Genomic DNA, 24,746 nt, shown 5'->3' with positions numbered 1-24,746 from the left:
CGGCGTTTCCTTTGCAGTCGTACGCCTACCGGGTGAGCTGACGGATTCGGGCACGACCTGCCCTACCCCTGCTCCTCGGTCGATCCCGTGGGACCAGCCGCCTTGCAGAGGATTCACCCCAGAAGAGTTGGTTCCCCGGCTCCCCTGGGCACACGACGGGCGTGTACGACGGGGACTCAGCGTGGCGTCCGCGCGGGACCTGGTGGACCCACTTCCACGAACGCCTGAGCGATCACCGTAGACCGGTGCTCGCGGCCCCGCCAAAAATCCGCCCACATGGTGGCGTGGCGTGTCACACCCGTCACACGCGTCACAGATCGGCGCGGATCCGACCCGGTCAGGCGGACTCGACCTCGGGCCCGCTCACCGGGCGGACCAGGCGCAGCGGGGGCACCAGGCCACCGCCGGCCAGGACGTCGAGCGCGCGTCGCTCGTCGTCGTCGATGGTCAGCTCGGCGAGCTCGGGAGGTGGCCCGAGCAGCACCGTGACCACGCAGTCGTGGCACGCCAGCCCGCGGACCACGCAGGAGTCACAGTCGATTCGTGTCGTCATGGGAAGGACGGTGGCAGGACGTGGGGACAGTTCTGCCCGGGACGCCTCCGGGTCCGTGTGTCGCCCGGGGATTGTCGGTGGCCCCGCCTAGCGTGCGGTGGCATGAGCACGACCATGCCGGCCCGGACGGGTCGAGCCGACCCGCGGTGGGAGGCGCAGCGCAGCTTCGACGAGCTGGGCCGGTCCCTGGCCCAGATCACGTTCTGCGTGGTCGACCTGGAGACGACCGGCGGGTCGGCGCAGGCCGGGTCGCGGATCACCGAGGTCGGCGCGGTCAAGGTCCGCGGTGGCGAGGTGCTCGGCGAGTTCCAGACCCTGGTCAACCCGCACACCGAGATCCCGGCGTTCATCGCCGTGCTCACCGGCATCAGCAACTCGATGGTCTCCGACGCGCCGCCGATCGAGTCGGTGCTGCCGGCGTTCCTGGAGTTCGCGGCCGGCTGCGTGCTGGTGGCCCACAACGCGCCGTTCGACGTGGGGTTCCTCAAGCACTTCGCGCAGGAGCAGGGGCGCCCGTGGCCGGCGTTCGAGGTGGTCGACACCGCCGTGCTGGCCCGCCGCGTGATCACCCGCGACGACGCCCCCAACTGCAAGCTCTCCTCGCTGGCCAAGGCGTTCCGCTCGAGCACGACCCCCAACCACCGCGCCCTGTCCGACGCCCGCGCCACCGTCGACGTCCTGCACGGGCTGATGGAGCGGGTCGGCGCCCTCGGGGTGCAGACCCTCGAGGAGCTGCAGACGTTCTCCTCGCGCGTCACCTCCGCGCAGCGCAGGAAGCGGCACCTGGCCGACGGGCTCCCGCACTCCCCCGGCGTCTACCTGTTCAAGGACGACGCCGACCGGGTCCTCTACGTCGGCACCTCCCGCGACGTCCGCACCCGCGTCCGGTCCTACTTCACCGCCTCCGAGACCCGGTCGCGGATGGGCGAGATGGTGCGGCTGGCCTCCCACGTGACCGCGATCGAGTGCGCGACCCCCCTGGAGGCCGAGGTCCGCGAGCTGCGGCTGATCGCGCAGCACAAGCCGTCCTACAACCGGCGCTCGCGCCATCCCGAGAAGGTCACCTTCGTCAAGCTCACCCGGGAGCCGTGGCCGCGCCTCTCGCTGGTCACCAAGGTGCTCGACGACGAGGCCGACTACCTGGGGCCCTTCGGCTCCCGCGGGGCGGCCGAGCGCTGCCTGGCGGCGCTGCACGACACCTTCCCGGTCCGGCAGTGCTCCGACCGCCTCGCCCGGCGTCCCTCGCGCACGGCCTGCGTGCTGGCCGAGATGGGCCGGTGCCTGTCGCCGTGCGACGGCAGCGTCGACGAGCACACCTACGCAGCCGTCGTCCGCCGGCTGCGCGAGACGCTGCTGCAGCGACCCGACGACGTCGTCGAGGCGGTTAACGCCAAGATGGCCGCGCTGGCCGCCGAGGAGCGGTTCGAGGAGGCCGGCGTCCACCGCGACCGGTTGGCGGCCTTCGTGCGGGCGGCGGCGCGCACCCAGCGGCTCACCTCGCTGACCCACTGCCCGGAGGTGGTCGCCACCCGCCGCGAGGACGACGGCCGCTGGGCCGTCCACGTCGTCCGCTACGGCCGGCTCGCCGCCGCCGGCGTCATCCCAGCCGGCTCCGACGCCCACACCTACGTCGCCCAGCTGTGCGCGACCGCCGAGACCGTGCTCGCGCCGTCCGGCACCCCGGGCCCGACCCCGGCCGCGACGGCCGCCGAGACCGAGCGGGTGCTGCGCTGGCTCGAGGCGCCGGGGCTGCGCCTGGTCGACATCGACGGCGAGTGGACCTGCCCGGTCTCGGGCGCCACCCGTCAGCTCGCCCGGCACCTCGTCGAGCCGGCGCCGTTCGAGCCGGCCTGACGCACCCGCGCACTAGGGTGGGGCCGTGATCACCGCCATCGTGTTCGTGAAGGCCGAGGTCGACCGGATCCCGGAGGTCGCCGAGGCGATCGCCTCCCTCGAGGGGGTCACCGAGGTCTACTCCGTGACCGGTCAGATCGACCTCATCGTGATGGTGCGGGTCCGCCACCACGACGACGTCGCCGCCGTCGTCGCCGACCGGGTCAACAAGGTCTCCGGCGTCCGCGAGACCGAGACCCACATCGCGTTCCGGGCCTACTCGCGCCACGACCTCGAGTCGGCTTTCTCCCTCGGGCTGGACTGACCCGGGCACGAGGTCCGGCCGGCCACCGGTGACCGAGCGAGCCTGGCCGAGGGACCCGGTCGGGACCGCGCGTGTCGAGACGGCTGGACCAGCCACTAGCCTGCCGCGATGAGCTGGCTGGACATCCTGGGGTGGGGCGGAAGCGCCCTGCTCGTCTTCTCGCTGCTGCAGGCACGGGTGCTGCGCTTCCGCGCCCTGAACCTCGTCGCGTGCGTGATCCTGCTGGTCTTCAACGCTCTGCTCGAGGTCTGGCCGATGGTCGGCATGAACGCCGTGCTGTGCGCCATCAACATCTGGTTCCTCGTGAGGCTGCAGCGCGAGCGGCACGACGACGCGGTCTTCCAGGTGGTCGAGGTCGGTCGCGACGACGCCTACCTGCGCCACCTGCTGACCCTGCACGCCGACGACATCACCCGGTTCCAGCCCGACTTCGTCCGCAGCGACGCAGCGGAGCGCGACCACGCCTTCGTCGTCCTGCGGGGCGACGAGGCGGTCGGCGTCGTCCTGCTCGACGCCGACGGCGACGTGGCCCGGGTCCGGCTCGACTACGTGACTCCCCGCTACCGCGACTTCACCCCGGGCGAGTTCGTGTGGCGCGACAGCGGTGTCCTGACCACGCTCGGCTTCCGCCACGTGCTGTCGCCGCCGGGCATGGTCGGTGCCTACTACGACCGCGTCGGCTTCCGCCGCAACGGCCAGGAGTACGTGCTCGACCTCTGAGGGCGCTCAAGTCCCGCCTCCGGGAAGCCGAGGCTCCCGATGCCCCGCATCGGCGGGTCGCCGCCGACCCCGGGAGACCGCACCATGCACCACCCCTCGAAGCCACGCGCCCGGGTGCGCCTCGCGACCCTGCTCGCCGGACTCGTCGTCGGCGCCGGACTCGTCGCCACCGGTGCGCCGGGCCCGGCCGCCGCGCTCGACCCGCCGTCGAACCTGCGGGCCAGCGACGCCGTCAACCCGGTGCTGGCCTGGGACCGCGTCACCGGCGCCACCGGCTACGACGTCGAGCTGTCCCGCACGGCGGAGTTCACCGCGGCGGGCCGGATCGGCTCGGTCGTGTCGACCGCCAACGTGCAGTACGTGCCCACCGTGCAGCTGCCCGCGGGGACGGTCCACTGGCGGGTGCGCGCCAAGGGCGCGGAGACCGGCACCTACTCGGTCGGCGCCTTCACCCCGGCCACGACGGCCGCGCCGGTGCCGCTGCGCCCGGAGGCCGACCGGCACTTCCAGGCCCCGGAGACCCCGTACTTCACCTGGGAGCCGGTGCCCGGCGCGACGTCGTACACGATCCAGGTCGGTCCTGACCCGCAGTTCGTGGACACCGCCGTCGCCGGCTTCGCGACCCGCACCCAGAAGACGACCGCGGCCTACCTCACCGGCTACCAGTCGGCCGGGACGTACTTCTGGCGGGTGCGGGCCGAGCTGACGTCGGGCTACGCCACCCCGTGGACCGCGTCGAGCCCGTACGTCGTCGACGGTCTCCCGCCGGTCGTGCGCACGGCGCCGGTCGACGGCTTCGACGCCGCGGTCCGCGACGTCGTCCTGGACTGGGAGCCCGTGCCGGGCGCCGCCACGTACCAGCTGCAGGTCAGCACCGACGACGGCTTCCTCACGACCGTGGCGAACCCGACCGGCGTCGTCGCGACGCAGTGGTCCCCGACCACGACCCTGCCGAACGACGAGTACTTCTGGCGGGTGCGGGCGGTCGACGCGAGCGGCAACGCCGCGCCGTGGCCGGTCACGCCGTGGCGGTTCCGCCGCGCCTGGCCGCACCAGCCCACCCTGCTGCACCCGGTCGGCCCGACGGACCCCGCGACGCCGTTCTTCTTCGAGTGGACGGCGATCGAGCGGGCGAGCAAGTACACGGTGGTCCTCTACGCGGCCGACGACCCCGGGCAGCCGGTGTGCACCGCCGTGACCGTCCACACCACCTATGCCCCCAGCACCCCCGACGGCTGCGGGCCGAGCGCCGCGGGCGACTACCTGTGGCAGGTGCGCGCCACCGACGAGGGCGGAGCGGCCGCCCCGGTCACCGACCTCATCGGCCAGCCGGCCGCCGGCTTCCACTACGAGCCCCCCGCGCCGACCGTCGCCGGCACCGGCCTCACGGTCGACTCGGTGACCGGGCAGGCCACCTCGATCACGGGCACCGCCGCCTTCCCGGACGCCGGTGCGCCGGACGCGTGCACCGCGGTCATCCCGGCGACCTGCGTCGACCTGCGCCAGACGCCGGCGCTGTCCTGGGACCCGACACCCGGCGCGACGTCCTACCGGCTTACGGTCGCCTACGACCGTGAGCTGACCAACCTGCACCCGGACTTCCGGAGTGCCCCCGTGGTGCTCGACCAGCCGCTGTACACCTTCACCAAGACCCTGCCCGACAGCCAGGCCGGGTCGGCCTACTACTGGGTCGTCCAGCCCTGCGGCACGACGTGCGCGCCGATCGCCCACGCCCGGCACTCGTTCGCCAAGAAGTCGGTCGCGCCCACCCTCGTGGCCCCGGCAGCCGACGCCCTGGTGTCGGACGACGTCACCCTCGACTGGGACTCCGAGCTCGACACCCTCCGGGCCCCCGGCGCCGACACCGGTTCGTCGCTGCGCACCCCCGCGGCGACCGAGGCCCGCACCTACACCGTGCAGACGTCGACCAGCCCGACCTTCGCCACCACGATCGAGTCGGTCACCACCGAAGAGACCTCCTTCACCTCGCCCAGCGCCACCTACCCCGAGGGCTACGTCTACTGGCGGGTGCGGGCCAACGACGGCAGCAACAACCCGACCGTCTGGAGCGAGGTCCGACGGTTCGAGAAGCGCTCGCCCGTGCCGACGCTGCTCACCCCGGCGCTCGGAGCCGCCCTCGGCGCCGACTACACGCTGGGCTGGGCACCGCTGCCGTTCGCGGCGTCCTACGACGTCGAGGTGTACGCCGGCGGCAGCGTCACCCCGATCGCGACCGCCAACACCAAGCACGTCTCGTGGGCTCCGTCGGATCCGTTCCCGGTCTCCGCCACCGACTACACCTGGCGCGTGCGCCGGGTGGACGCCAGGGGCCTCAAGGGCGACTGGTCCGCGGTGCGGACCTTCCGCATGGAGGGCTTCCCCCTCACGGCCGCCGCACCGGCGGCCGGGGCCGTGGTCGCGCCGACCGGGGGTCTCTTCACCTGGTTGCCGGACGCCCGCGCGACCAGCTACCGGTTCGAGCGGCGCAAGCCGAACGACCCGACCAACACCGTCGCCGAGACGGTCACGACCCGGGCGACCGCCTGGGCGCCGACCAGCGGCCTGGCGGCCGGCACCGCGCAGTGGCGGGTGACCGCGCTCGACGTGGCCGGCAAGGACCTCGGGTCCTCGCCGTGGCGCGAGCTCGTCGTGATCGACCCTCCCGCCGTCGCCACCCCCGTGACGATCTCCGGCAGCGGTCGGGTCGGGACCGAGCTCCGGGCCTCGGCGCCGACGTTCGACCCGGTCGCGGAGTCGACGACGTACCAGTGGTACCGCGGCACGACGAAGATCACCGGCGCCACCGGTGAGGTGTACACGGTCACCAGCACCGACCTGGCGAAACAGCTCACGGTCGAGGCGACCGGCCTGCTGACGGGCTACAGGAGCGCCACGTCGCGCAGCGGCGGGATCCTCGCCGTCGACGGCGACGCCCTGGTCGCGACCACGGTCCCGGCCGTCGAGGGCGACCCGTTCGTGGGCCGCACGCTGACCGCCGTCCCCGGCTCCTGGCCGGGGACCCCCACGGTGACCCGCCAGTGGCACCGCGACGGCGTCGCCGTCGCCGGCGCCACCCGGACGACCTACGTCCTCACCGCCGCCGACCTCGGCCACGACCTCACCGTCGTCGAGACCGCCAGGAGGACCGGGTACGCGGACGGGACCGCGAGCAGCACCCCCGTCCCGGTCCTGGCTCCGCCGACGCTCGTCGCGACGGCCCCGCCCGTCGTCACCGGCACGCCGAGGGTCGGCCAGACGCTCACGGCGGGCCCCGGCACCTGGCCGGGCTCGCCCCGGTTCGCCCACCAGTGGTTCCGCGGCGGGACGGCGATCGCCGGCGCGACCCGGTCGACCTACACCCTGACCGCGACCGACGCCGCGCGCTCGGTGCACGTGGTCGTGACCGCGACGGCGTCCGGGTGGTCACCGGGAACCGCGCCGTCCGCCGCGCGTGCCGTGGCCAGGCTGGCCTCGACGACGGCGGTGACCCTCAGCGCCACGAGGACGCCGGCCAGGAAGCGGGTGACCGCGACGATCCGGGTCGCCGTGTCCGGGCTGTCGGCGCCGGGCGGCACGGTGACGATCTACGACGGGGCCCGCAAGGTGGCCACCAAGGCGGTCGGCACCGGGACGATCGTGTTCAGGCTGCCGAGGCTCGCCGTCGGCAGGCACACGGTCAAGGCCGTCTACGGCGGTGGCACCCAGGTCACCGGCTCGACGGGAACCGCGAAGCTGAAGGTGACCAGGCGCTAGGAGGCCCCGGTCAGGAGGCAGCGACCACCCAGCGGTCGAGGGTGGCCCGGGCGGCGCCGGTGTCGATCGCGGCGGCCGCCCGCACCATCCCGGCGGCCAGCGCGTCGTCGAGCGCCGCGCCCGACGCCTCGTGGACGGCGAGCGCGGCGCCGGCGTTGAGGACGACGGCGTCGCGCACCGGACCGGGGTCGCCGGCGAGCAGGCGGCGCACGACCTCGGCGTTGTGGGCGGCGTCGCCCCCGCGCAGGTCGGCGGTCGTGGCCGGGGCGAGACCGTGGGCGGCCGGGTCGACGGTGGCGGTCGTGACCTCACCGCCGGTGACCACCCAGACCCGGGACGTCGTGGTGGTGGTGAGCTCGTCGAGGCCGTCGTCGCCGCGCACCACCCACGCGTCGTCGCCGCGGCGCGCGAAGACGCCGGCCATCACCGGCGCCATCCGCAGGTCGGCGCAGCCGATCGCCGAGGCGGCCGGGCGGGCCGGGTTGGCCAGGGGGCCGAGGTAGTTGAACGTCGTGGCGATGCCGAGCTCGCGGCGCGGCGCGGCGGTGTGCCGCATCGCCGGGTTGAACGCGGCCGCGAAGCAGAACGTGATGCCGGCCTCGGCAGCGACCGCGGCCACGCGGTCCGGGGGCAGGTCGAGCCGGATGCCGAGCGCCTCCAGGACGTCGGCGCTGCCCGACAGGGAGGACGCCGACCGGTTGCCGTGCTTGACGACGGTCGCCCCGGCGCCGGCGGCGACGATCGCGGCCATCGTGGAGATGTTGACCGACATGGAGCGGTCGCCGCCGGTGCCGACGACGTCGAGGAGACGGCCCTCGACCGAGATCGGGACCCGGCGCGCGTACATGGCGTCGGCCAGTCCGGCCAGCTCCTCGCTCGTCTCGCCCTTGGCGCGCAGCGCGACGGCGAACCCGGCCACCTGGGCCGGCGTCGCCTCACCGGCGAGGATCTCCCCCATCGCCCACCCGGTCTGCTCGGCCGAGAGGTCGCGGCCGGCGACGAGGTCGGTGAGCAGGTCGGCCCAGGTCACGGGGTCGCGGGGACGCGGGACCGCAGCAGCCCGATCACGGACTCGGCGAGCTGGATCGGGTCGATCGGGTGCGGGACGGCGGCGTCGGCGCGCGACCAGGTGGCCAGCCACGCGTCCTGGGGGCGACCGGTCAGCACCAGGAGCGGCGGGCACCGGAAGATCTCGTCCTTGAGCTGCTTGGCGATGCCCATCCCGCCGGCGGGGGCGGCCTCGCCGTCGAGGATGGCCAGCCCGACGTGCCCGGCGTCCATGTTCTGGATGACGACCGGCTCGGTGGCCACCTCGATGTACTCGAGCTCGGGCAGGTCGGGGTGCGGACGGCGTCCGAGCGCGAGGATCACCTGCTGGCGGGTGTTCGCGTCGTCGCTGTAGACGAGCACCTTCAGACGGGGTGCGGGGCGCGTGTCGTCGGTCACGGCGCCCATCGTAGTGCCGGACCCGGAGGGCGCTCGCGCGGGACTCAGTCGGGGCGGTCCGCGCCGGCCGAGCGCACGGCGGCCGCCCGCTCGCGAGCCTCGGCCAGGTCGAGCCTGCGGTCCTCCCGCCTGGCCTCCTGCACCGAGGAGCGCACCCACTGGACGAACAGCACGCCGAAGAAGGACAGCCCGATGAGGTCGCCGGAGCCCCACAGGATCCCGCCGGCGAGCTCCTGGTCGGCGTACGGGTCGGGCAGCCAGGCCCCCATCGGACCGGCGTCGAGCCGCGGGTACCAGTCGCCGCCGATCAGGGTCGACTGCCCCATGATCGTCACCCCGAGGAACGCGTGGAACGGCAGCGTCAGCACCGTCAGCAGCACGCGGAACGGGTAGCCGACCCGGCCCGGCACCGGGTCGACACCCATCAACGGCCAGAAGAACAGCGCCCCCACGAGCACCAGGTGGACGTGCATCATCTCGTGCACCCACGCCGACTCGAGGGACGCGCGGTACCAGCCGGAGAAGTACAGCGCCCACGGCGAGACGACGTAGAGCGTGAAGGTGAGCGGCGGGAACGACAGCACCCTCGCGACCCGTGAGTGCAGGACGGCGAGCAGCCAGCGCCGCGGGGCGGCCGGGAGCGTGCGGAGCGCCAGCGTCACCGGGGCACCGAGGGCCAGGGCCAGCGGCGCCACCATCGACAGCACCATGTGCTGGACCATGTGCACGCTGAGCAGGGTGGTGTCGTAGGCCCCCAGCCCGGACGACGTGGCGACGTAGAACGCACCGAGCCCGAGGACCACGAACGCGATCGTGCGCCCGACCGGCCAGTGGTCGCCCCGGCGGCGCAGCGCGGCCACCCCGAGCAGGTACAGACCGCCGGCCCAGACGGTGACGACGAGCGGCAGCGGAGCCAGCGACCACTCCGTGAAGACCGCGCCCAGGGTGAACCGGGGCAGCACCTCGGAGGCGTTCAGCACGGCGTTGAGCCCGGCCACGGACGACGTTTCCCACACACCTCACAGGGTAGGTGGACCGCCCACCCGAGGGGGGTGGTGGCCCCGAGCGAGCGGGACGCCATAATGCTCTTGTGGCGACCACAGCAACCATCCCCGCATCCCGGCTGCACGGGCATCACGACCGCCCGTCCATGGTCGCGGTCGGCACGATCATCTGGCTCTCGAGCGAGCTGATGTTCTTCGCGGCCCTGTTCGCGTCGTACTTCACGATCCGCTCGGTGAGCAGCCCGCTGTGGGCCGAGAACACCGAGGCGCTCAACGTGCCGTTCGCCTCGGCGAACACCACGATCCTGGTGCTCTCCTCGCTCACCTGCCAGCTCGGCGTGTTCGCCGCCGAGCGCGGCCAGGTCGGTCGCTCCGGCTCGCTGCTCAAGATCAGCGGCTGGGGCCTGCGCGAGTGGTTCGTGCTCACCTACGTGATGGGCGCGATCTTCATCGGCGGCCAGGCGCTCGAGTACGCCGAGCTGATCCACGAGGGCATCACGATCCCCGACTCCGCCTACGGGACGATGTTCTACCTCACGACCGGGTTCCACGGGATCCACGTGACCGGCGGGTTGATCGCCTTCCTGCTGGTGCTGGGCCGCACCTACCTGGCCCGCAAGTTCACCCATGAGCAAGCCGTCAGCGCCATCGTGGTGTCGTACTACTGGCACTTCGTCGACGTGGTCTGGATCGGGCTCTTCGCCACGATCTACCTCATCAAGTAGCCGCAACCCGACCCCACATCGACGACACAGGAAAGAGAATCGTGCGTCTCCTGAACCGCTCCGCCGGTCGCCTCTCCCGGCACCGTAGAGGGCCGCTCGCCGGCCTGGTGGTGCTGCTGCTCGGCCTCCTGCTCACCGGAGGTCTCTACTCGGTGCTCTCCCCCGGCGCGCAGGCCGACGAGACCAGCACCAGCGCCGAGGACGTCCAGGCCGGCCGCGAGCTGTTCCTCGTCGGCTGCGCCTTCTGCCACGGCCAGAACGGCGAGGGCGTGCTGACCCAGAGCGGCACCCAGTACGGTCCGCCGCTCACCGACGTCGGAGCCGCCTCCGTCGACTTCCAGGTCGGCACCGGCCGGATGCCGATGGCCCAGCCCGGCCAGCAGGCCGTCCGCAAGCCCCCCGTCTACAACGACGACGAGGTCCGCCAGCTCGCCGCCTACGTCGACTCGCTCGGCACCGGCCCGGCCATCCCGGACGCGTCGGCGTACACGCTGCCCGACGACCTGACCGAGGAGGAGCGCCAGGAGGCGATCACCCGCGGTGGCCAGATCTTCCTGACCAACTGCACCGCCTGCCACAACTTCGACGGCTCCGGCGGCGCCATGCCCCGCGGCGGCTTCGCGCCCACGCTGCGCGGCGTGGAGGCCAAGCACATCTACGAGGCGCTGCTCACCGGCCCGCAGTCGATGCCGTCGTTCTCCGACGGCAACCTGACGCCCGACGAGAAGCGCGACGTCATCGCCTACCTCAAGACGACCGAGGAGAAGCCCGGCTACGCCGGCTTCTCCCTCGGCAGCCTCGGTCCCGTGAGCGAGGGCCTGGCCGCCTGGCTGATCGGCATCGGCGGTCTCGTCGGCGCCGCGATCTGGATCGCCGCCCACACCACCCGCACCGACCGCAAGAAGCCCACGGACCACACCCGCGTCAACCTGCCCTCGGGCACGCCCGACCCGGACCAGACGGGAGCAGCCTCGTGAGCGACCTGAACAAGCACGACGGGTCCGGCCCCGGCGACAGCGACGACCGCGTCGACCGCACGCCGGCCGTCCCGGAGGAGCCGATCGCCAACCCGGGTCTGCACCCGCACACCTGGCGTCCCACCGACGTCGACGAGAAGGCCTCGCGACGCGCCGAGCGGCAGGTCGCGACCCTCTTCGGGCTGTCGGCCGTCTGCACGGTCGCGTTCGTCATCTCCTACTTCACCCTCGACATCGGCACCAACTGGACGACGTTCGGCGGCCTCGGCGCCTCGACCCTGTTCCTCGGTGTCTTCCTCGGGCTGGCGCTGATGCTGATCGGCATCGGCATCATCCAGTGGGCCCGCAAGCTGATGGCCGACCAGGAGATCGTCGAGATGCGCCACCCGGCGCGCTCCTCCGACGCCGACCGCGAGGCCACCGTCGCCGCCCTGACGATCGGCATCGAGGAGTCGGGCATCGGCAAGCACAAGCTGGTGCGCCGCTCCCTGCTGCTCTCCGTCGGCTTCCTGGGTCTCCCGGCCGTCGTCATGCTGCGCGACCTCGGCCCGCTGCCCAAGGACGTCGCCAACGCGGCCGAGGGCACCGGCCTGCAGCACACGCTGTGGGGCGTCAAGCCCGGCGTCCGCGTCGTCCGCGACGTCGTCGGCACCCCGATCCGGGCCTCCGACCTCCAGATCGGCGACCTGGTCAACGCCGTCCCCGAGGGACTCTTCGACCTCCACGGCACCGAGCTGCAGGCCGCCAAGGCCAAGGGCGCGGTCATCGTGGTCAAGCTCGCCCCCGACGAGATCAAGTCCCAGCAGGGTGACCAGTGGGACGTCGGCGGCGTCCTGTGCTACTCGAAGATCTGCAGCCACGTCGGCTGCCCGATCTCCCTCTATGAGCGCACCACGCACCACGTGTTGTGCCCCTGCCACCAGTCGACGTTCGATCTCGCCGACTCGGCCAAGGTGGTCTTCGGACCTGCAGGACGACCCCTGCCGCAGCTCGCACTGGACGTCGACGACGAGGGTTTCCTCGTCGCTCAGCACGACTTCCTCGAGCCGGTAGGACCGAGCTACTGGGAGCGTGAGCGATGAGCATCGACACCAGCAAGGTCGCCGACAGCAACACCACGACGCCGGCTTCGGCCAAGGCGCCCTCGAAGGCCGGTGCGGTCGCGACCTGGGCCGATGACCGACTCGGTCTCGGCACGTCGATGAAGAAGCAGCTGCGCAAGGTCTTCCCGGACCACTGGTCGTTCATGCTGGGCGAGATCGCCCTGTGGAGCTTCGTGGTCCTACTGCTGTCGGGTGTGTTCCTGACGCTGTGGTTCGACCCGAGCATGGCCGAGGCCGAGTACCAGGGCTCCTACGACCCGCTGCGCGGCGTGGAGATGTCGAAGGCCATGATCTCGACCGTCGAGCTCTCCTTCGACGTGCGCGGCGGACTGCTGATGCGGCAGATGCACCACTGGGCCGCGCACCTGTTCATCGCCTCGATGCTGATCCACATGATGCGGGTGTACTTCACCGGCGCCTACCGCAAGCCGCGTGAGCTGAACTGGGTCATCGGCTGCCTGCTGATCCTGCTCGGCAGCCTCGAGGGCTTCACCGGCTACTCGCTGCCCGACGACCTGCTCTCGGGCACCGGCGTCCGCGCCGCCGACGGGTTCCTCAAGGCCACCCCGGTGGTCGGCAGCTACATGTCGTTCTTCCTCTTCGGGGGCGAGTTCCCCGGCGACGCGATCATCCCGCGCCTCTACATCATCCACGTGCTGCTGATCCCCGGCCTGCTCCTCGGCCTGATCGCTGCTCACATGCTGCTGCTCGTCTACCACAAGCACACCCAGTGGCCCGGTCCCGGCCGCACGGAGGAGAACGTCGTCGGCTACCCGATGCTCCCCGTGTACGCCGCCAAGGCCGGCGGGTTCTTCTTCATCGTCTTCGGCACGGTCGCCCTGCTCGGTGGTCTGCTGTCGATCAACCCGGTGTGGAAGTTCGGTCCCTACGACCCGACCAAGGTGACGGCGGGCTCGCAGCCCGACTGGTACATGGGCTGGCCCGACGGCCTGCTGCGCATCATCCCCGGGTGGGAGTCGGTCATCGGCGGTTTCACGATCTCGTGGAACGTCATGCTCCCGATCCTCATCGTCCCGCCGCTGATGCTCGTGATCCTGATCGCGCTGCCCTTCATCGAGTCGTGGATCACCAAGGACGACCGCGAGCACCACCTGCTGGAGCGCCCGCGCAACCGTCCTACGCAGACCGCCGTCATGGTGTCGCTGATGACCTTCTACGGCCTCGCCTGGGCCGCGGGCGGCAACGACATCATCGCGATCAAGCTGCACCTGTCGATCAACCAGATCACCTACTTCATGCGGGTGATGATCTTCCTCGGACCGCTGATCGCCTTCATCATCACGCGACGCTGGTGCATCTCGCTGCAGCGTCACGACGAGCAGACGCTGCTGCACGGCTACGAGACCGGCATCATCATGCGCTCGCCCGAGGGCGGGTACTCCGAGCGGCACCTGCCGATCAGCAACGATGCGGCGTTCCGGATCACCGCGCGTGACCGGGACGAGGTCTACGCCGTCGGCAGCAAGGTCGACGACAACGGCGTTGCGGCTCCGGGCGGCAAGCTCGACGGCCTGCGCGCCAAGCTGTCCACGCTGATGTACGCCGACAACGTGCAGAAGCCGACGGCTGCCGAGCTCGAGGAGGCGCACCACCACGCCGAGCACGAGCACGAGCTCACCGCGGCGCTCGACGGCCGGGTGGCCGACGGACACCAGTTCGACGGGCACCACGCCGTCGAGGGTGAGACCCTCCGCGGCGACCACTGACCGAGCGGTCCTGGATGACCTGACCGAGGCCGAGGCCGACCCCACCGGGGTCGCCCTCGGCCTCGTCGCTTTCGATGACGCCACCGTCGACGTCGAGGGTCGCGCCGTCCGTGCGGCGCGCGCCGTCGACCAGGCCAGCCCCTCCCCCGCTCTTCGTCCCCCACGGGTCCGGGCCCTCCCGCCTACACCCCGGCCGCGCCACCCTCCCTCCCCTCCCCTCCCCTCCCCTCCCCCCACCCCAGATCCAACCCTTCCGCTGACCCGTCACCTATCGGTGACGGGTCGATCCAGTCCGGGCGCTGACCCGTCGCCCATGGGTGACGGGTCGATCCAGTCCTGACGCTGACCCGTCGCCCATGGGTGACGGGTCGATCCAGTCCCGGCGCTGACCCGTCACCTATCGGTGACGGGTCAGCCTCGTCGGAAGTCCTCCCACGCCCTGCGCAGGGTGCGCTCGACGTCCTGGTGGCGTCCGACGACGTTGGGTCCGCGGGCGACGACGAGGGTCCATCCCTGTTGCTCGCGAGCCCAGGCGAGCCGCGTCTCGTCGTGGTCGTGCTGCTCCGGTCCGTGGAACTCCTCGCCGAAGAACTCGAGGCCGAAGCGGGTCTCGGGCAGGCCGATGTCGACGTAGAACCAGCCCCCGTCCGGCGCGGGCACCGGGACCTGGCACTCGGGGTGCGGCAACCCGGCCTGGTGCCACCGGAGCCTCGCGATGCTCTCGAACTGCGAACCCGACCGCGGGTCGACGATCGGAAGCAGCGCACGTGCCTGGACGATGCCCCGGTAGCCCTTGAACCGCGGGAGCTCGGTCGAGATCTCCTCCACCGCGCACAACGTCGCCAGGGCGTCCATCGCCGCCAGGGCCTGGTCGGGGTGCAGCAGCCGGCCGAGGTCGCACGCGGTGCGCAGCGGCGTGGTCACCAACACCCCCTCGACCTCCCGTACGTCGCGCGCGGCGAGTCGGCGTTCACCACTGTCGACGAGACCGTTGCGCAACCGCCGACCCGGCGGGCCGAAGACGCTGATCCTCGGGAGGTCGACGTGCTCGCCGGGAGCGAGGGCTCGTGCGCCGAGCCACACCCAGGCCGCTGTCCGGTCGGTCACGACGCAGTCCGGAGGGACCACGAGGCGCAGGGCCGCCAGCCTGAGCTCCAGCGAGTCGCGGAGCGCCGCCACGTGGTAGACGCCGGGCACCCGTCGCACCAGCAGTCGACGCGCCACGAGCTCGCGGCACTGCGGGTTGGAGAGACCGAGCGCCAGCGCCTCCGCCGCCGTGAACGGTCCGTCCTGGGGCAGGACCGCCAGGAGCGCCTGCACCTGCGCTGTCGTCCGTGCCCGAGTCATGGAGGCATGGTGCTCCGTCCGCGGCGCTCCGCGCTCCGGTCATCCACAGCCACGTCGACCCGTCACCTATAGGTGACGGGTCGACCTCGATGTCACGCTGACCTGTCACCCATGGGTGACAGGTCGACCTCGATGTCACGCTGACCCGTCACCTATAGGTGACGGGTCAGCGTTGCGGTGGAGAGAGGTCAGGCGAGGGCGGAGCCGGCCTGGTAGTCCTTGAAGGACTTGTTCCAGTCGCCGTAGCCGTTGTCGAAGGTCATCTCGCGGTCGGTGCCGGTGTACTCGACGACGTCGCCGCGGACGCTCATGGCGTAGAGCCAGCCGGCGTCGGCGGTGCTCATGCCGGTGCAGCCGTGGGAGACGTTGGCCTGGCCCTGGGAGCCGACCGACCACGGGGCGGCGTGGATGAACTCACCGGAGTTGGTGACCCGCATCGCCCACTGCACGTTGTCGATGTCGTAGGCCTCGGAGCTGCCCTGCGGGATCCCGACGGTCTCGGAGTTCATCCTCTTCGACTCGAACTTCTCCATGATCACCTTCGTGCCGGAGCGGGTGGTGAAGCCCGGCTTGCCGGTGGTGATCGGGAGGGTGCGGAGCAGCTTGCCGTTGGAGAAGACCTTCATCTGGTGCGCCCTGGCGTCGACCTGGTAGATGTGCGCGTCGCCGACCTCGAAGGCGACCTCGCGGTTCTCCTGGCCGTAGATCCCGTTGCCGGCGTCGACGCCGTTCACGTCGACGTCGACGGTGACCTCGGTGCCCGGCGACCAGTAGGCCTTGGGACGCCAGTGCGCCTCGGTGTCGCTGAGCCAGTACCAGGAGCCAACCTGCGCCGGCTTCGAGTCGACGACCATGTGCTCCTCGAAGGCGGCCTTGTCGGTGACCGGCAGGTCGAAGCTGACGATGACGGGCATGCCGACGCCGACGGTCTCGCCCTGCAGCGGCGCGACCGACGGGAACGTCTGCTCGTCGAGGGACAGGTCGACGGTGGTGAAGCCGAGGCGGGTGCGCGCGGTGGCGTCACCCTCGCCGGCACGGGAGCTGACGGTGTACGACGTGCCGGGCTCGAGCCGGTCGGACGCCGTCCAGGAGGCACCGTCGTCGGCGAGCGTGCCGGCCACCTCGCCGGCGTCGGAGGTCACCTTGACCTCGTCGAGGCTCCCACCCCGGGCGGTCACCTCGACCAGGGTCGAGACGGGCACGTCGGTCGCACCGCGCTCGACGTTGACCGAGACGGTGGGGGCGTCGGCGCTCTCGCTGGGGTCGTCGGTGGCGGCGGCGTCCTGGGCGGGGTCACCGGCTCCAGCGGCACCGGCGTCGGCGGTGGGGCCGGGCTCGCCGGAGCCTGCGTCGTCGGAGCTGCAGGCGGCCAGGGACAGGGCCAGGACCGCAGCCAGGGCGGAGGCGGACACGCGTGCCGAGAGACGCACGGACATCAGGGGTACTCCCAGGGGGTGAGCGAGCGCTACGAGGGTTCGACAGCGTCGTTCACGCTGCTGCACCAGCGTAACCGGGGGCCGGGCACGTTCCCGATTCCCCGGCGGGTCGGCCGGTGTGACCCGGGCGACCCACCACGGACCCGTGGGTCAGTGTGCGTGCACGCCGCGGTAGTACTCGAACACCAGGCCGCAGAGCGCCACGGCGCCGAGCACCCCACCGATGATGACGAGCCACCACGCGCCGGCGGCGACGCCGAAGACCATGACGCCGAGCGTCAGACCGCACCACAGCGGCCACCAGGAGTACGGCGGGAAGAACCCGAGCTCCCCGGCGCCGTCGGCGATCTCGCCGTCCTTGCGGTCCTCGGGCCGGGGCTCCATCTTCTTGGCGTGGAAGCCGAGGTAGAGGGTGACCATCGCGGCCAGCAGCGTCGTCATGACCAGCGCCGAGGTGCCGGTCCAGTCGCCGCCGTGCTCGCTGCCGTCGGTGACGAACCAGTACGCCGGCGTCACGAGCACCAGGAAGATGGTCGTGATGCCGAAGATCCAGGCCTCCGCCTTCATCGGGTGGTCTCCTCGCCCGCGGCGTCGTCGCCGTCGCCGTGGTCGTAGCTGTCGGCGCGGTCGGTGGCGTGGTCGTCCTTGCCGAGCCGTCCGTTGACGAGGTCCTCGCGGCCCTCCATGTCGGGTGCGTCGGCGAACTTGCCGTCGCGTGCCGAGGAGTTCTCGTCGAGCTCGATCGCGGCCACCTCGGGGTGGTGCAGGTCGAACGCCGGCGACTCCGAGCGGATCCGCGGGATGGAGTGGAAGTTGTGTCGCGGCGGCGGGCAGCTGGTGGCCCACTCGAGCGAGCGGCCCCAGCCCCACGGGTCGTCGACCTCGACCAGCGGCGCCTTGCGGGAGACGTAGACGTTGTAGAGGAACGGCAGCGTGGACGCGCCGAGCAGGAAGGCACCCACCGTCGAGATCTGGTTGAGGGTCTCCCAGCCGTCGCTCTCGAGGTAGTCGGCGTAGCGCCGCGGCATGCCCTCGACACCCAGCCAGTGCTGGACCAGGAAGGTCGTGTGGAAGCCCACGAAGAGCAGCCAGAAGTGGACCTTGCCGAGGCGCTCGTCGAGCATCCGGCCGGTCATCTTCGGCCACCAGAAGTAGAAGCCGGCGAACATCGCGAACACCACGGTGCCGAAGACGACGTAGTGGAAGTGCGCGACCACGAAGTAGGAGTCGGAGACGTGGAAGTCGAGCGGCGGGCTGGCCAGGATGATGCCGGTCAGGCCACCGAACAGGAACGTCGTCAGGAAGCCGATCGACCACAGCATCGGGGTGTCGAACGATATGGATCCGCCCCACATCGTGCCGATCCAGTTGAAGAACTTCACCCCCGTCGGTACGGCGATCAGGAACGTCATGCCCGAGAAGAAGGGCAGGTTCACCGCGCCGGTGACGAACATGTGGTGGGCCCACACCGCGACCGAGAGGATCGCGATGCCGAGCGTCGCGCCGACCAGGCCGACGTAGCCGAAGAGCGGCTTGCGGCTGAAGACCGGGAGGATCTCGGTCACGATGCCGAAGAACGGCAGCGCGATGATGTAGACCTCGGGGTGGCCGAAGAACCAGAACAGGTGCTGCCACAGGATCGCGCCGCCGTGGGCGGTGTCGAAGACGTGGGCGCCGAGCTGGCGGTCGGCCTCGAGCGAGAGCAGCGCGCCGGCGAGCACCGGGAAGGCGATCAGCACGAGCAGGCTGGTCACCAGCGTGTTCCAGACGAACAGCGGCATCCGGAACATGGTCATGCCGGGTGCGCGCATGCAGATGATCGTGGTGATGAAGTTGACCGCGCCGAGGATGGTGCCGAGACCGGCCATCCACAGGCCCATGATCCAGAGGTCACCGCCCACGCCCGGCGAGCGCACGGAGTCCGAGAGGGGCGTGTAGGCGAACCAGCCGAAGTCGGCCGCGCCGGCGGGGGTCAGGAACCCGGAGGCGGCGATGAGGCCGCCGAACAGGAACAGCCAGTAGCTGAACATGTTCATGCGCGGGAACGCGACGTCGGGCGAACCGATCTGGAGCGGCATGATCACGTTCGCGAAGCCGAAGAAGAGCGGCGTCGCGAAGAGCAGCAGCATGATCGTGCCGTGCATGGTGAAGAGCTGGTTGTACAGCTCGTCGTTGACGACCTGGTTGCCCGGGAACGCCAGCTCGGAGCGGATGAGCATCGCCATCAGGCCGGCGACGAGGAACCAGGCGAACGACGTGACGAGGTACATCTTGCCGATCAGCTTGTGATCGGTCGTGGTCATCATCTTGACCAGCTGCTGACCCAGCGGCTTGCGGTCCGGCGCGACGCTGCCCGTGATGGGGGCTGCGGTGGTGGTCACTGGCAGACCTCCCCGTTCTCCTCGGTGTCCAGACCGACCTGGGTGTTGGCGAACGAGCCGCCGCAGACCGGGTCGTCGGAGTAGAAGTCGGCGTCGTACTGACCCTGGAGGTACGCCTCGTACTCCTCCTGGGTCACGACGTCGACGGTGAAGAGCATGCGGGAGTGGTAGACGCCGCACAGCTCGTAGCACTTGCCGGCGTAGGTGCCGGTCTTCTTCGGCGTGACCTGGAAGTGGTTGTCCTGGCCCGGCATGACGTCCATCTTGATGAGGAAGCCGGGGACCCCGAAGTCGTGGATCACGTCGGGGCTGCGCAGCTCGAACCGCGTGGTCGTGTCGACCGGGATGACGAGCTTGGGGATGTTGTTGCCGGTGCCGGACTCGAAGACGTTGACGGGCTGACCGTCCTCGCCGTCGACCGCCTCGGGGTAGTTGAACGTCCACGACCACTGCTGGCCGACGACGACCACGGTGTTCTGGACCGGGACGTCCTCGTCGTTGAGCACGATGTTCTGCGTCTTGATCGTGTGGTCGAAGAAGACGATGACCATGATGATCGGGAAGATCGTGTAGAAGATCTCGAGCGGCAGGTTGTAGCGCGTCTGCACCGGGACCTCGTCGGCGTGCCGGCGGCGGTAGCGGAAGATGACGTAGAAGATCAGGCCCCAGACGAACCCACCGGTGAGGAGGGCGGCGATCCAGGCGCCCTGCCACAGCGCGAGGGTGGACTCACCCTCGACCGTGACCGGGTCGGGCATCGCGAGGCGCTCCAGCTCGGTGTCGGTGCCGCAGCCGGCGAGGACGACGAGCGCGACGCCGAGCAGGACGGCGAGACCGACACGGCGGCCACGTCGGGGAGCCGGCGCAGTGCGCTCGGGGAGTTGCAGACCCACGAACGAGCCTTCCTCTCAGCCAACAATCAGACGATCACGAACAGACCCGAACAGTATCGCGCGGAGTCCGTCCGCGGCGCCCCCGGGTGGGTGGTTGGATCGTGGTCGTGTCGGAACGTGGGGAAGCACCCCGGTCGGAGTCAGGGTCGGACGGCGCCGCAGCGCGCGGCGCCTACCTCGACGCGGCGTCCACCGAGCCTCTGCACCCCGTTGCCCGGACGACGTTCCTCGCCGCCCTCGACGCGGGGTACGCCGATCCCCGGCGGCTGCACCACCCCGGGCGCACCGCGCGGCTGCTGCTCGACAACGCCCGCGCCGTGGTGGCGGAGTGCCTGGAGGTGCGCTCCGACGAGGTGACGTTCACCGGGTCGGGCACCGAGGCGGTGCACCGCGGGCTGCTCGGGCTGGCCGCCGCGGACGCCGGCCGCGGGCGCCGGGTCGTGCTCGCCGAGGTGGAGCACGCCGCCGTCCGGCACGCCGCGCAGTGGTGGGGCGAGCCGACCCTGGTCGGCGTCGACCGCGGGGCCCGGGTCGACCGCGACGCCCTCGCCGCCGCCCTCGCCGAGGGCCCAGCCGCCGCCGTCGCGCTGCAGAGCGCCAACCACGAGGTCGGCACGCTCCAGCCCGTCGACGAGGTGGAGCTGCCACCGGGCACCCAGCTGTTCGTCGACGCGTGCGCCTCGATGGGCCGCGTCCCGCTGCCCCGCACCTGGCAGGCCCTGGCCGGCTCCGCGCACAAGTGGGGCGGACCGGCCGGGGTCGGCGTCCTGCTGGTGCGCCGCGGCGCCCGCTGGACGTCGCCGTTCCCGGCCGACGACCGCTCCGACCACCGCGCCAGCGGCTTCGAGAACGTCCCGGCCGCCTTGGCCGCCGCCGCGGCGCTGCAGGCCGTCGTGGCCGAGCGGGACGACCTCGGGGCCCGTCAGCACGCCTGGATCGCCCGCATCCGGGCCGCAGCGGCCGCGATCGGCGACGTCGACGTCGTCGGCGACCCCGAACGGCGACTCCCCCACCTGACGACGTTCTCGGTGCTCTACGTGAACGGCGAGCAGCTGGTCACCGAGCTCGACCGCCGCGGCTTCGGCGTCGCGAGCGGGTCGGCGTGCACCGCCTCGACCCTCGAGCCCTCCCACGTGCTGGCCGCCATGGGTGCCCTCACCCACGGCAACGTCCGGGTCTCGTTGACCCGCAGCACGACCGACGCCGAGGTCGAGGCGTTCTGCGCCGTGCTCCCCGAGGTCGTCGCGGGGCTCCGAGATGGATCCTGACCTCGTGCCCGACCTCGAGCTCGACTGCCGGGGCCTGCTGTGCCCCCAGCCGGTCATCGACCTGGCCCGCCGGATCGGGGAGGTCCCGGTCGGCGGGGTCGTCGCGGTCGTGGCGACCGACGCGGCCGCGCGCCACGACGTCCCGGCGTGGTGCCGCATGCGCGGTCAGGAGTACGTCGGGCAGGACACCGCCGACGACGGCGTCGCGCGCTACGTGGTCCGGCGCACGACGTAGCGCACGGCGTGGCGCACGGGGGCCGTCACCCGAGGTGCGCGGCGACCTCGGCGGCGGCCGCGGCCCCGTAGGACTCCTCGAGACGGGCCACGAACTCGGTCGGCGTGAAGGAGTACTCCTGGGTGCCGATGGTCTCGACGACGTAGGCGGCCAGGACGCAGCCGACCTGGGCGGCGCGCTCGAGGCCGAGGTCCCACTCGAGCGCGGCCAGGAAGCCGGCCCGGAAGGCGTCGCCGACCCCGGTCGGCTCGACCGCGGCCACACCGGTGGCGGCGGCGACCACGATCGGGTCCTCGCCGCTCCGGACGACGCGGACGCCGTGCTTGCCGAGCGTGGTGACCTGGGTGCCGACCCGGTCGAGCACCTCCGAGGCGCTCCAGCCGGTCTTCTGCTCGATCATGTGCGACTCGTACTCGTTGGAGAACAGCAGCGTGGCGCCGTCGATGAGCTGACGGATCATCGCGCCGTCACCGAAGGCCAGCTGCTGGCTCGGGTCGGCGATGAACGGGTAGCCGCGCTGACGGCACTCGTCGGTGTGCCGCAGCATGCCGGCCGGGTCGTCGGCGCCGACGAGGACGTAGTCGGGGGCCCCGACGCGGGCGACGATCGGGGCCAGCTCGATCAGCCGGGCCTCGCTCATGGCACCCGGGTAGAACGACGCGATCTGGGCGCCGGTCGGGTCGGTCGTGCACACGAACCTCGCCGTGTGCTTGGTCTCGGAGATCCGGACGCCGGAGCAGTCGACGCCGTGCCGCTCGAGCCAGGAGCGGTAGTCGGCGAAGTCGTCGCCGGCCGCGCCGACCAGCACCGGCCGCAGCCCGAGGCAGCCGAGACCGAACGTCATGTTGGCCGCGACACCCCCACGCCGGATCTCGAGCTCGTCGACCAGGAAGGACAGCGAGATCTTGTCGAGCTGCTCGACCACGAGCGAGTCGGCGAACTTGCCGCCGAAGGACATCAGGTGGTCGGTGGCGATGGAGCCGGCGATGAGGAGAGGCACGTGAGGGAACACTACCCAGCGGTACGCGTATCCGTACCAATCAGTAAGCCCTAGCGTCGAGACATGGCCTCGACCTCGCACTCCCACGACGACCTCGAGACCCCCGCCGAGATGCACGACGACTGCCGCGCGACGGGCGACCGGCTCCGGCTCCGGCGCGCCGCGCACCTGGCCTCGCGACCGGCGCCGAGCCTGCACTTCGACGAGCAGCCCGGCGAGCGGCCGAAGCCCCGGATCGAGGTCTCCGAGGCCGCCGCGAGGCTGGCCGCCGCGTTGTACGGGCGCTGAGTCCGGCCGGCCCGGCCCCGGCCACCGGTCCGGCCCTGGAGGCGACAAGAACCCCGCGACGTCGTCGCGGGGTTCTTGTGTTCGAGGGCCGGACCTCAGTCGGTCTGGCCGCTCGGCAGATCTCGACGCGCTCTCGCGACCTCGTCCCTCGGTCGCGACGCCTGCTCGATCAGTGGAAGGAGTCTCCGCAGGCGCAGGAGCCCGTCGCGTTCGGGTTGTCGATCGTGAAGCCCTGCTTCTCGATCGAGTCGACGAAGTCGATCTCGGCGCCGTTGAGGTAGGGGACGCTCATCCGGTCGACGACCACGGCGACGCCGTCGAAGTCGGTGACGACGTCACCGTCGAGGGTGCGCTCGTCGAAGAAGAGCTGGTAGCGCAGACCGCTGCAGCCACCGGGCTGCACGCTGATCCGCAGGGCGAGGTCGTCGCGACCCTCCTGGGCGAGGAGGCTCTGCACCTTGGCAGCGGCCACCGAGCTCAGGTTGATCTGGTCGGTGCGGCGCTCGGTCGTGGTGGTCTCGAGCTGCTCGGTCATGTCGATGACTCCCGTGAAGTTGGCCCTGAGAACTGGGCGGTTGTGCCTGGATCGATCTTCTGGTCAATGGTCGCACACCGAGGGTTATTCCTGGCCGGGACGTGACCAGGTCCTCGCGACCCTGGCCGCGACCTCCGCCAGGGCTCCGGACGGGTCTGCGAAGGCGCGCTCCTCCCCCACCAGGTCCGCCAGCGAGTACGCCGACTCGACCCCGAGCGCGCGCATCTCGCGGGAGCCGACCAGCACCTGGCCGGCGATCGCGACGCAGGGTCGCAGGGCCTCGGCGGCGACCTCGGCGACGCCGTAGGGCACCTTCCCGGAACGGCTGGAGAAGTCGAAGGCACCCTCGCCGGTGATCACGAGGTCGGCCCGGCGGGCCCGCTCGGCCAGCCTTACGGCGTCCGCCACCAGCCGGATCCCCGGCTCGCGGTGCGCGCCGAGGCAGAGCAGGGCGAAGCCGAGCCCGCCGGCGGCCCCGGCCCCCTTGTCGAGCGACGTGCGGCGGTTCGTGGCGGCCGCGAACCCCTCGAGCCAGCCGTCGACCTCGGCGATCCGGTCCTCGCCGAGCCCCTTCTGGGGACCGAAGGTCTTGGTGGCACCGAAGAGCCCGGTGAGCGGGATGTCGACGTCGGAGGCGAGCACCAGCGACACCCCCAGGCGCGGCAGCGTCACCGCGGTGACGCCGGCCAGGCCGGCGACGCCCGCGTCCAGGGGCCGGTCGGCCTCGGCGCCGAGCGCGGCGAGCAGGCCGGCCCCGCCGTCGTTGGTGCCGGACCCCCCGAGCCCGACCACGACGGTCGCCGCACCCGCCTCGATCGCGGCGCGCACCAGCTCGCCGACGCCGAAGGTCGTGGCCTCCTCGGCGCGCTCGCCGCCGGTCAGGTGGAGGCCGCAGGCCTGGGCGCTCTCGACGTAGGCGGTGTCGCCGACGTGGAGCAGCGTCGCGGGCACCGGCTCGCCGAGGGGGCCGCGCACGGTGACGACGTCGAGCCGACCGCCGAGCGCGGCGTGCAGGACGTCGACGAACCCGGGCCCGCCGTCGGCCATCGGAGCGAGGTCGAGCTCGTCGTCGGGCGCACGGCGGCGCCAGCCCGCGGCGATCGCCTCGGCCGCCTCCACGGCGGTCAGGGTGCCGGCGAACTTGTCGGGAGCCACGAGGACGCGCATGCGGCCATAGTGCCGACTCCCCGCGACGGT

At 71.8% G+C, this 24,746-nt stretch carries 23 protein-coding genes and 1 riboswitch; of the genes, 11 read left to right on the top strand and 12 right to left on the bottom strand.

Going from position 1 to position 24,746, the window contains the following annotated elements:
• Window positions 1–7 precede the first annotated feature (7 nt).
• A riboswitch (cyclic di-AMP (ydaO/yuaA leader) is annotated at window positions 8–168 on the bottom strand.
• Between the two features lie 169 nt (window positions 169–337).
• A complete protein-coding gene (locus E4623_RS15830) occupies window positions 338–553 on the bottom strand; it encodes a hypothetical protein (RefSeq protein WP_134767501.1) in 216 nt (71 codons plus the stop codon).
• A 102-nt stretch (window positions 554–655) separates the two neighbouring features.
• Here E4623_RS15830 and E4623_RS15825 point away from each other — a divergent pair, with 102 nt between their 5' ends.
• The 4 genes from E4623_RS15825 to E4623_RS15810 all read left to right on the top strand — a co-directional run bounded on the left by E4623_RS15825 (window position 656) and on the right by E4623_RS15810 (window position 7,184).
• Complete coding sequence (locus tag E4623_RS15825; RefSeq protein ID WP_245155109.1) at window positions 656–2,407, top strand: DEDD exonuclease domain-containing protein; 1,752 nt, start codon at window positions 656–658, stop codon at window positions 2,405–2,407.
• 25 nt (window positions 2,408–2,432) lie between these two features.
• A complete protein-coding gene (locus tag E4623_RS15820) occupies window positions 2,433–2,711 on the top strand; it encodes an Lrp/AsnC ligand binding domain-containing protein (RefSeq protein ID WP_134767500.1) in 279 nt (92 codons plus the stop codon).
• A 108-nt stretch (window positions 2,712–2,819) separates the two neighbouring features.
• Window positions 2,820–3,431 carry a YgjV family protein gene (locus E4623_RS15815; protein WP_134767499.1) on the top strand — a complete coding sequence of 204 codons (612 nt, stop codon included), beginning with the start codon at window positions 2,820–2,822 and terminating at the stop codon, window positions 3,429–3,431.
• A gap of 39 nt (window positions 3,432–3,470) precedes the next feature.
• Window positions 3,471–7,184 carry an Ig-like domain repeat protein gene (locus E4623_RS15810; protein WP_134767498.1) on the top strand — a complete coding sequence of 1,238 codons (3,714 nt, stop codon included), beginning with the start codon at window positions 3,471–3,473 and terminating at the stop codon, window positions 7,182–7,184.
• A 10-nt stretch (window positions 7,185–7,194) separates the two neighbouring features.
• On the opposite strand, the gene trpD is transcribed toward E4623_RS15810, so the two are convergent.
• From trpD to E4623_RS15795, 3 genes are read right to left on the bottom strand one after another with little or no spacing between them, the layout of a single operon-like run.
• Window positions 7,195–8,214, bottom strand: a complete 1,020-nt coding sequence (gene trpD / locus E4623_RS15805; protein ID WP_245155108.1) for an anthranilate phosphoribosyltransferase — start codon at window positions 8,212–8,214, stop codon at window positions 7,195–7,197.
• The gene (locus E4623_RS23205; protein WP_245155107.1) at window positions 8,211–8,630 is read right to left on the bottom strand and encodes a hypothetical protein; all 420 of its coding nucleotides are present in this window, start codon (window positions 8,628–8,630) and stop codon (window positions 8,211–8,213) included. The genes trpD and E4623_RS23205 overlap by 4 nt, the downstream gene beginning before the upstream one ends.
• A gap of 44 nt (window positions 8,631–8,674) precedes the next feature.
• Complete coding sequence (locus E4623_RS15795; RefSeq protein ID WP_134767496.1) at window positions 8,675–9,646, bottom strand: cytochrome c oxidase assembly protein; 972 nt, start codon at window positions 9,644–9,646, stop codon at window positions 8,675–8,677.
• Between the two features lie 107 nt (window positions 9,647–9,753).
• Between E4623_RS15795 and E4623_RS15790 the strand changes: the two genes are divergently transcribed.
• The 4 genes from E4623_RS15790 to E4623_RS15775 all read left to right on the top strand — a co-directional run bounded on the left by E4623_RS15790 (window position 9,754) and on the right by E4623_RS15775 (window position 14,166).
• A complete protein-coding gene (locus E4623_RS15790) occupies window positions 9,754–10,359 on the top strand; it encodes a heme-copper oxidase subunit III (protein ID WP_280633672.1) in 606 nt (201 codons plus the stop codon).
• Window positions 10,360–10,400: 41 nt separating this feature from the next.
• Window positions 10,401–11,336 carry a c-type cytochrome gene (locus E4623_RS15785; RefSeq protein WP_134767494.1) on the top strand — a complete coding sequence of 312 codons (936 nt, stop codon included), beginning with the start codon at window positions 10,401–10,403 and terminating at the stop codon, window positions 11,334–11,336.
• 83 nt (window positions 11,337–11,419) lie between these two features.
• Window positions 11,420–12,418 (top strand): Rieske 2Fe-2S domain-containing protein, encoded by a 999-nt coding sequence (locus tag E4623_RS15780; RefSeq protein ID WP_245155137.1) that lies wholly within the window; start codon window positions 11,420–11,422, stop codon window positions 12,416–12,418.
• The gene (locus E4623_RS15775; RefSeq protein ID WP_134767493.1) at window positions 12,415–14,166 is read left to right on the top strand and encodes a ubiquinol-cytochrome c reductase cytochrome b subunit; all 1,752 of its coding nucleotides are present in this window, start codon (window positions 12,415–12,417) and stop codon (window positions 14,164–14,166) included. Before E4623_RS15780 ends, E4623_RS15775 begins: the two co-directional genes overlap by 4 nt.
• A gap of 411 nt (window positions 14,167–14,577) precedes the next feature.
• Here the strand turns inward: E4623_RS15775 and E4623_RS15770 are convergent, their stop codons facing one another.
• From E4623_RS15770 to coxB, 5 genes are all read right to left on the bottom strand, one after another.
• A complete protein-coding gene (locus tag E4623_RS15770; protein ID WP_134767492.1) occupies window positions 14,578–15,513 on the bottom strand; it encodes a type IV toxin-antitoxin system AbiEi family antitoxin domain-containing protein in 936 nt (311 codons plus the stop codon).
• Between the two features lie 188 nt (window positions 15,514–15,701).
• Window positions 15,702–16,949 carry an Ig-like domain-containing protein gene (locus E4623_RS15765; protein ID WP_134767491.1) on the bottom strand — a complete coding sequence of 416 codons (1,248 nt, stop codon included), beginning with the start codon at window positions 16,947–16,949 and terminating at the stop codon, window positions 15,702–15,704.
• 150 nt (window positions 16,950–17,099) lie between these two features.
• Window positions 17,100–17,516, bottom strand: a complete 417-nt coding sequence (locus E4623_RS15760; RefSeq protein ID WP_134767490.1) for a cytochrome c oxidase subunit 4 — start codon at window positions 17,514–17,516, stop codon at window positions 17,100–17,102.
• Window positions 17,513–19,330 carry a cytochrome c oxidase subunit I gene (ctaD, locus tag E4623_RS15755; protein WP_245155106.1) on the bottom strand — a complete coding sequence of 606 codons (1,818 nt, stop codon included), beginning with the start codon at window positions 19,328–19,330 and terminating at the stop codon, window positions 17,513–17,515. The genes E4623_RS15760 and ctaD overlap by 4 nt, the downstream gene beginning before the upstream one ends.
• The gene (gene coxB, locus E4623_RS23025) at window positions 19,327–20,223 is read right to left on the bottom strand and encodes a cytochrome c oxidase subunit II (RefSeq protein ID WP_134767489.1); all 897 of its coding nucleotides are present in this window, start codon (window positions 20,221–20,223) and stop codon (window positions 19,327–19,329) included. The genes ctaD and coxB overlap by 4 nt, the downstream gene beginning before the upstream one ends.
• 107 nt (window positions 20,224–20,330) lie before the next feature.
• Here coxB and E4623_RS15745 point away from each other — a divergent pair, with 107 nt between their 5' ends.
• Complete coding sequence (locus E4623_RS15745) at window positions 20,331–21,491, top strand: aminotransferase class V-fold PLP-dependent enzyme (protein ID WP_167736673.1); 1,161 nt, start codon at window positions 20,331–20,333, stop codon at window positions 21,489–21,491.
• Between the two features lie 4 nt (window positions 21,492–21,495).
• Entirely contained in the window at window positions 21,496–21,726 is a 231-nt protein-coding gene (locus tag E4623_RS22705; protein WP_245155105.1) for a sulfurtransferase TusA family protein, read from the top strand.
• A 25-nt stretch (window positions 21,727–21,751) separates the two neighbouring features.
• On the opposite strand, the gene E4623_RS15740 is transcribed toward E4623_RS22705, so the two are convergent.
• Entirely contained in the window at window positions 21,752–22,726 is a 975-nt protein-coding gene (locus E4623_RS15740; RefSeq protein ID WP_134767488.1) for a carbohydrate kinase family protein, read from the bottom strand.
• Between the two features lie 63 nt (window positions 22,727–22,789).
• On the opposite strand from E4623_RS15740, the gene E4623_RS15735 reads away from it, so the two are divergent.
• Window positions 22,790–23,014: a hypothetical protein gene (locus tag E4623_RS15735; RefSeq protein WP_134767487.1), complete on the top strand. Its 225-nt coding sequence runs from the start codon at window positions 22,790–22,792 to the stop codon at window positions 23,012–23,014.
• 169 nt (window positions 23,015–23,183) lie between these two features.
• Here the strand turns inward: E4623_RS15735 and erpA are convergent, their stop codons facing one another.
• Window positions 23,184–23,549, bottom strand: a complete 366-nt coding sequence (erpA, locus tag E4623_RS15730) for an iron-sulfur cluster insertion protein ErpA (protein ID WP_134767486.1) — start codon at window positions 23,547–23,549, stop codon at window positions 23,184–23,186.
• Window positions 23,550–23,633: 84 nt separating this feature from the next.
• A complete protein-coding gene (locus E4623_RS15725; protein WP_134767485.1) occupies window positions 23,634–24,716 on the bottom strand; it encodes a glycerate kinase in 1,083 nt (360 codons plus the stop codon).
• Between the last annotated feature and the right edge of the window lie 30 nt (window positions 24,717–24,746).

Origin of the sequence: Nocardioides sp. 1609, from assembly GCF_004522105.1 — a bacterium.
GTDB lineage: Bacteria > Actinomycetota > Actinomycetes > Propionibacteriales > Nocardioidaceae > Nocardioides.
Note: the sequence above shows the minus strand (reverse complement) of the source record. Positions and strands in the feature narration are given on the sequence as shown.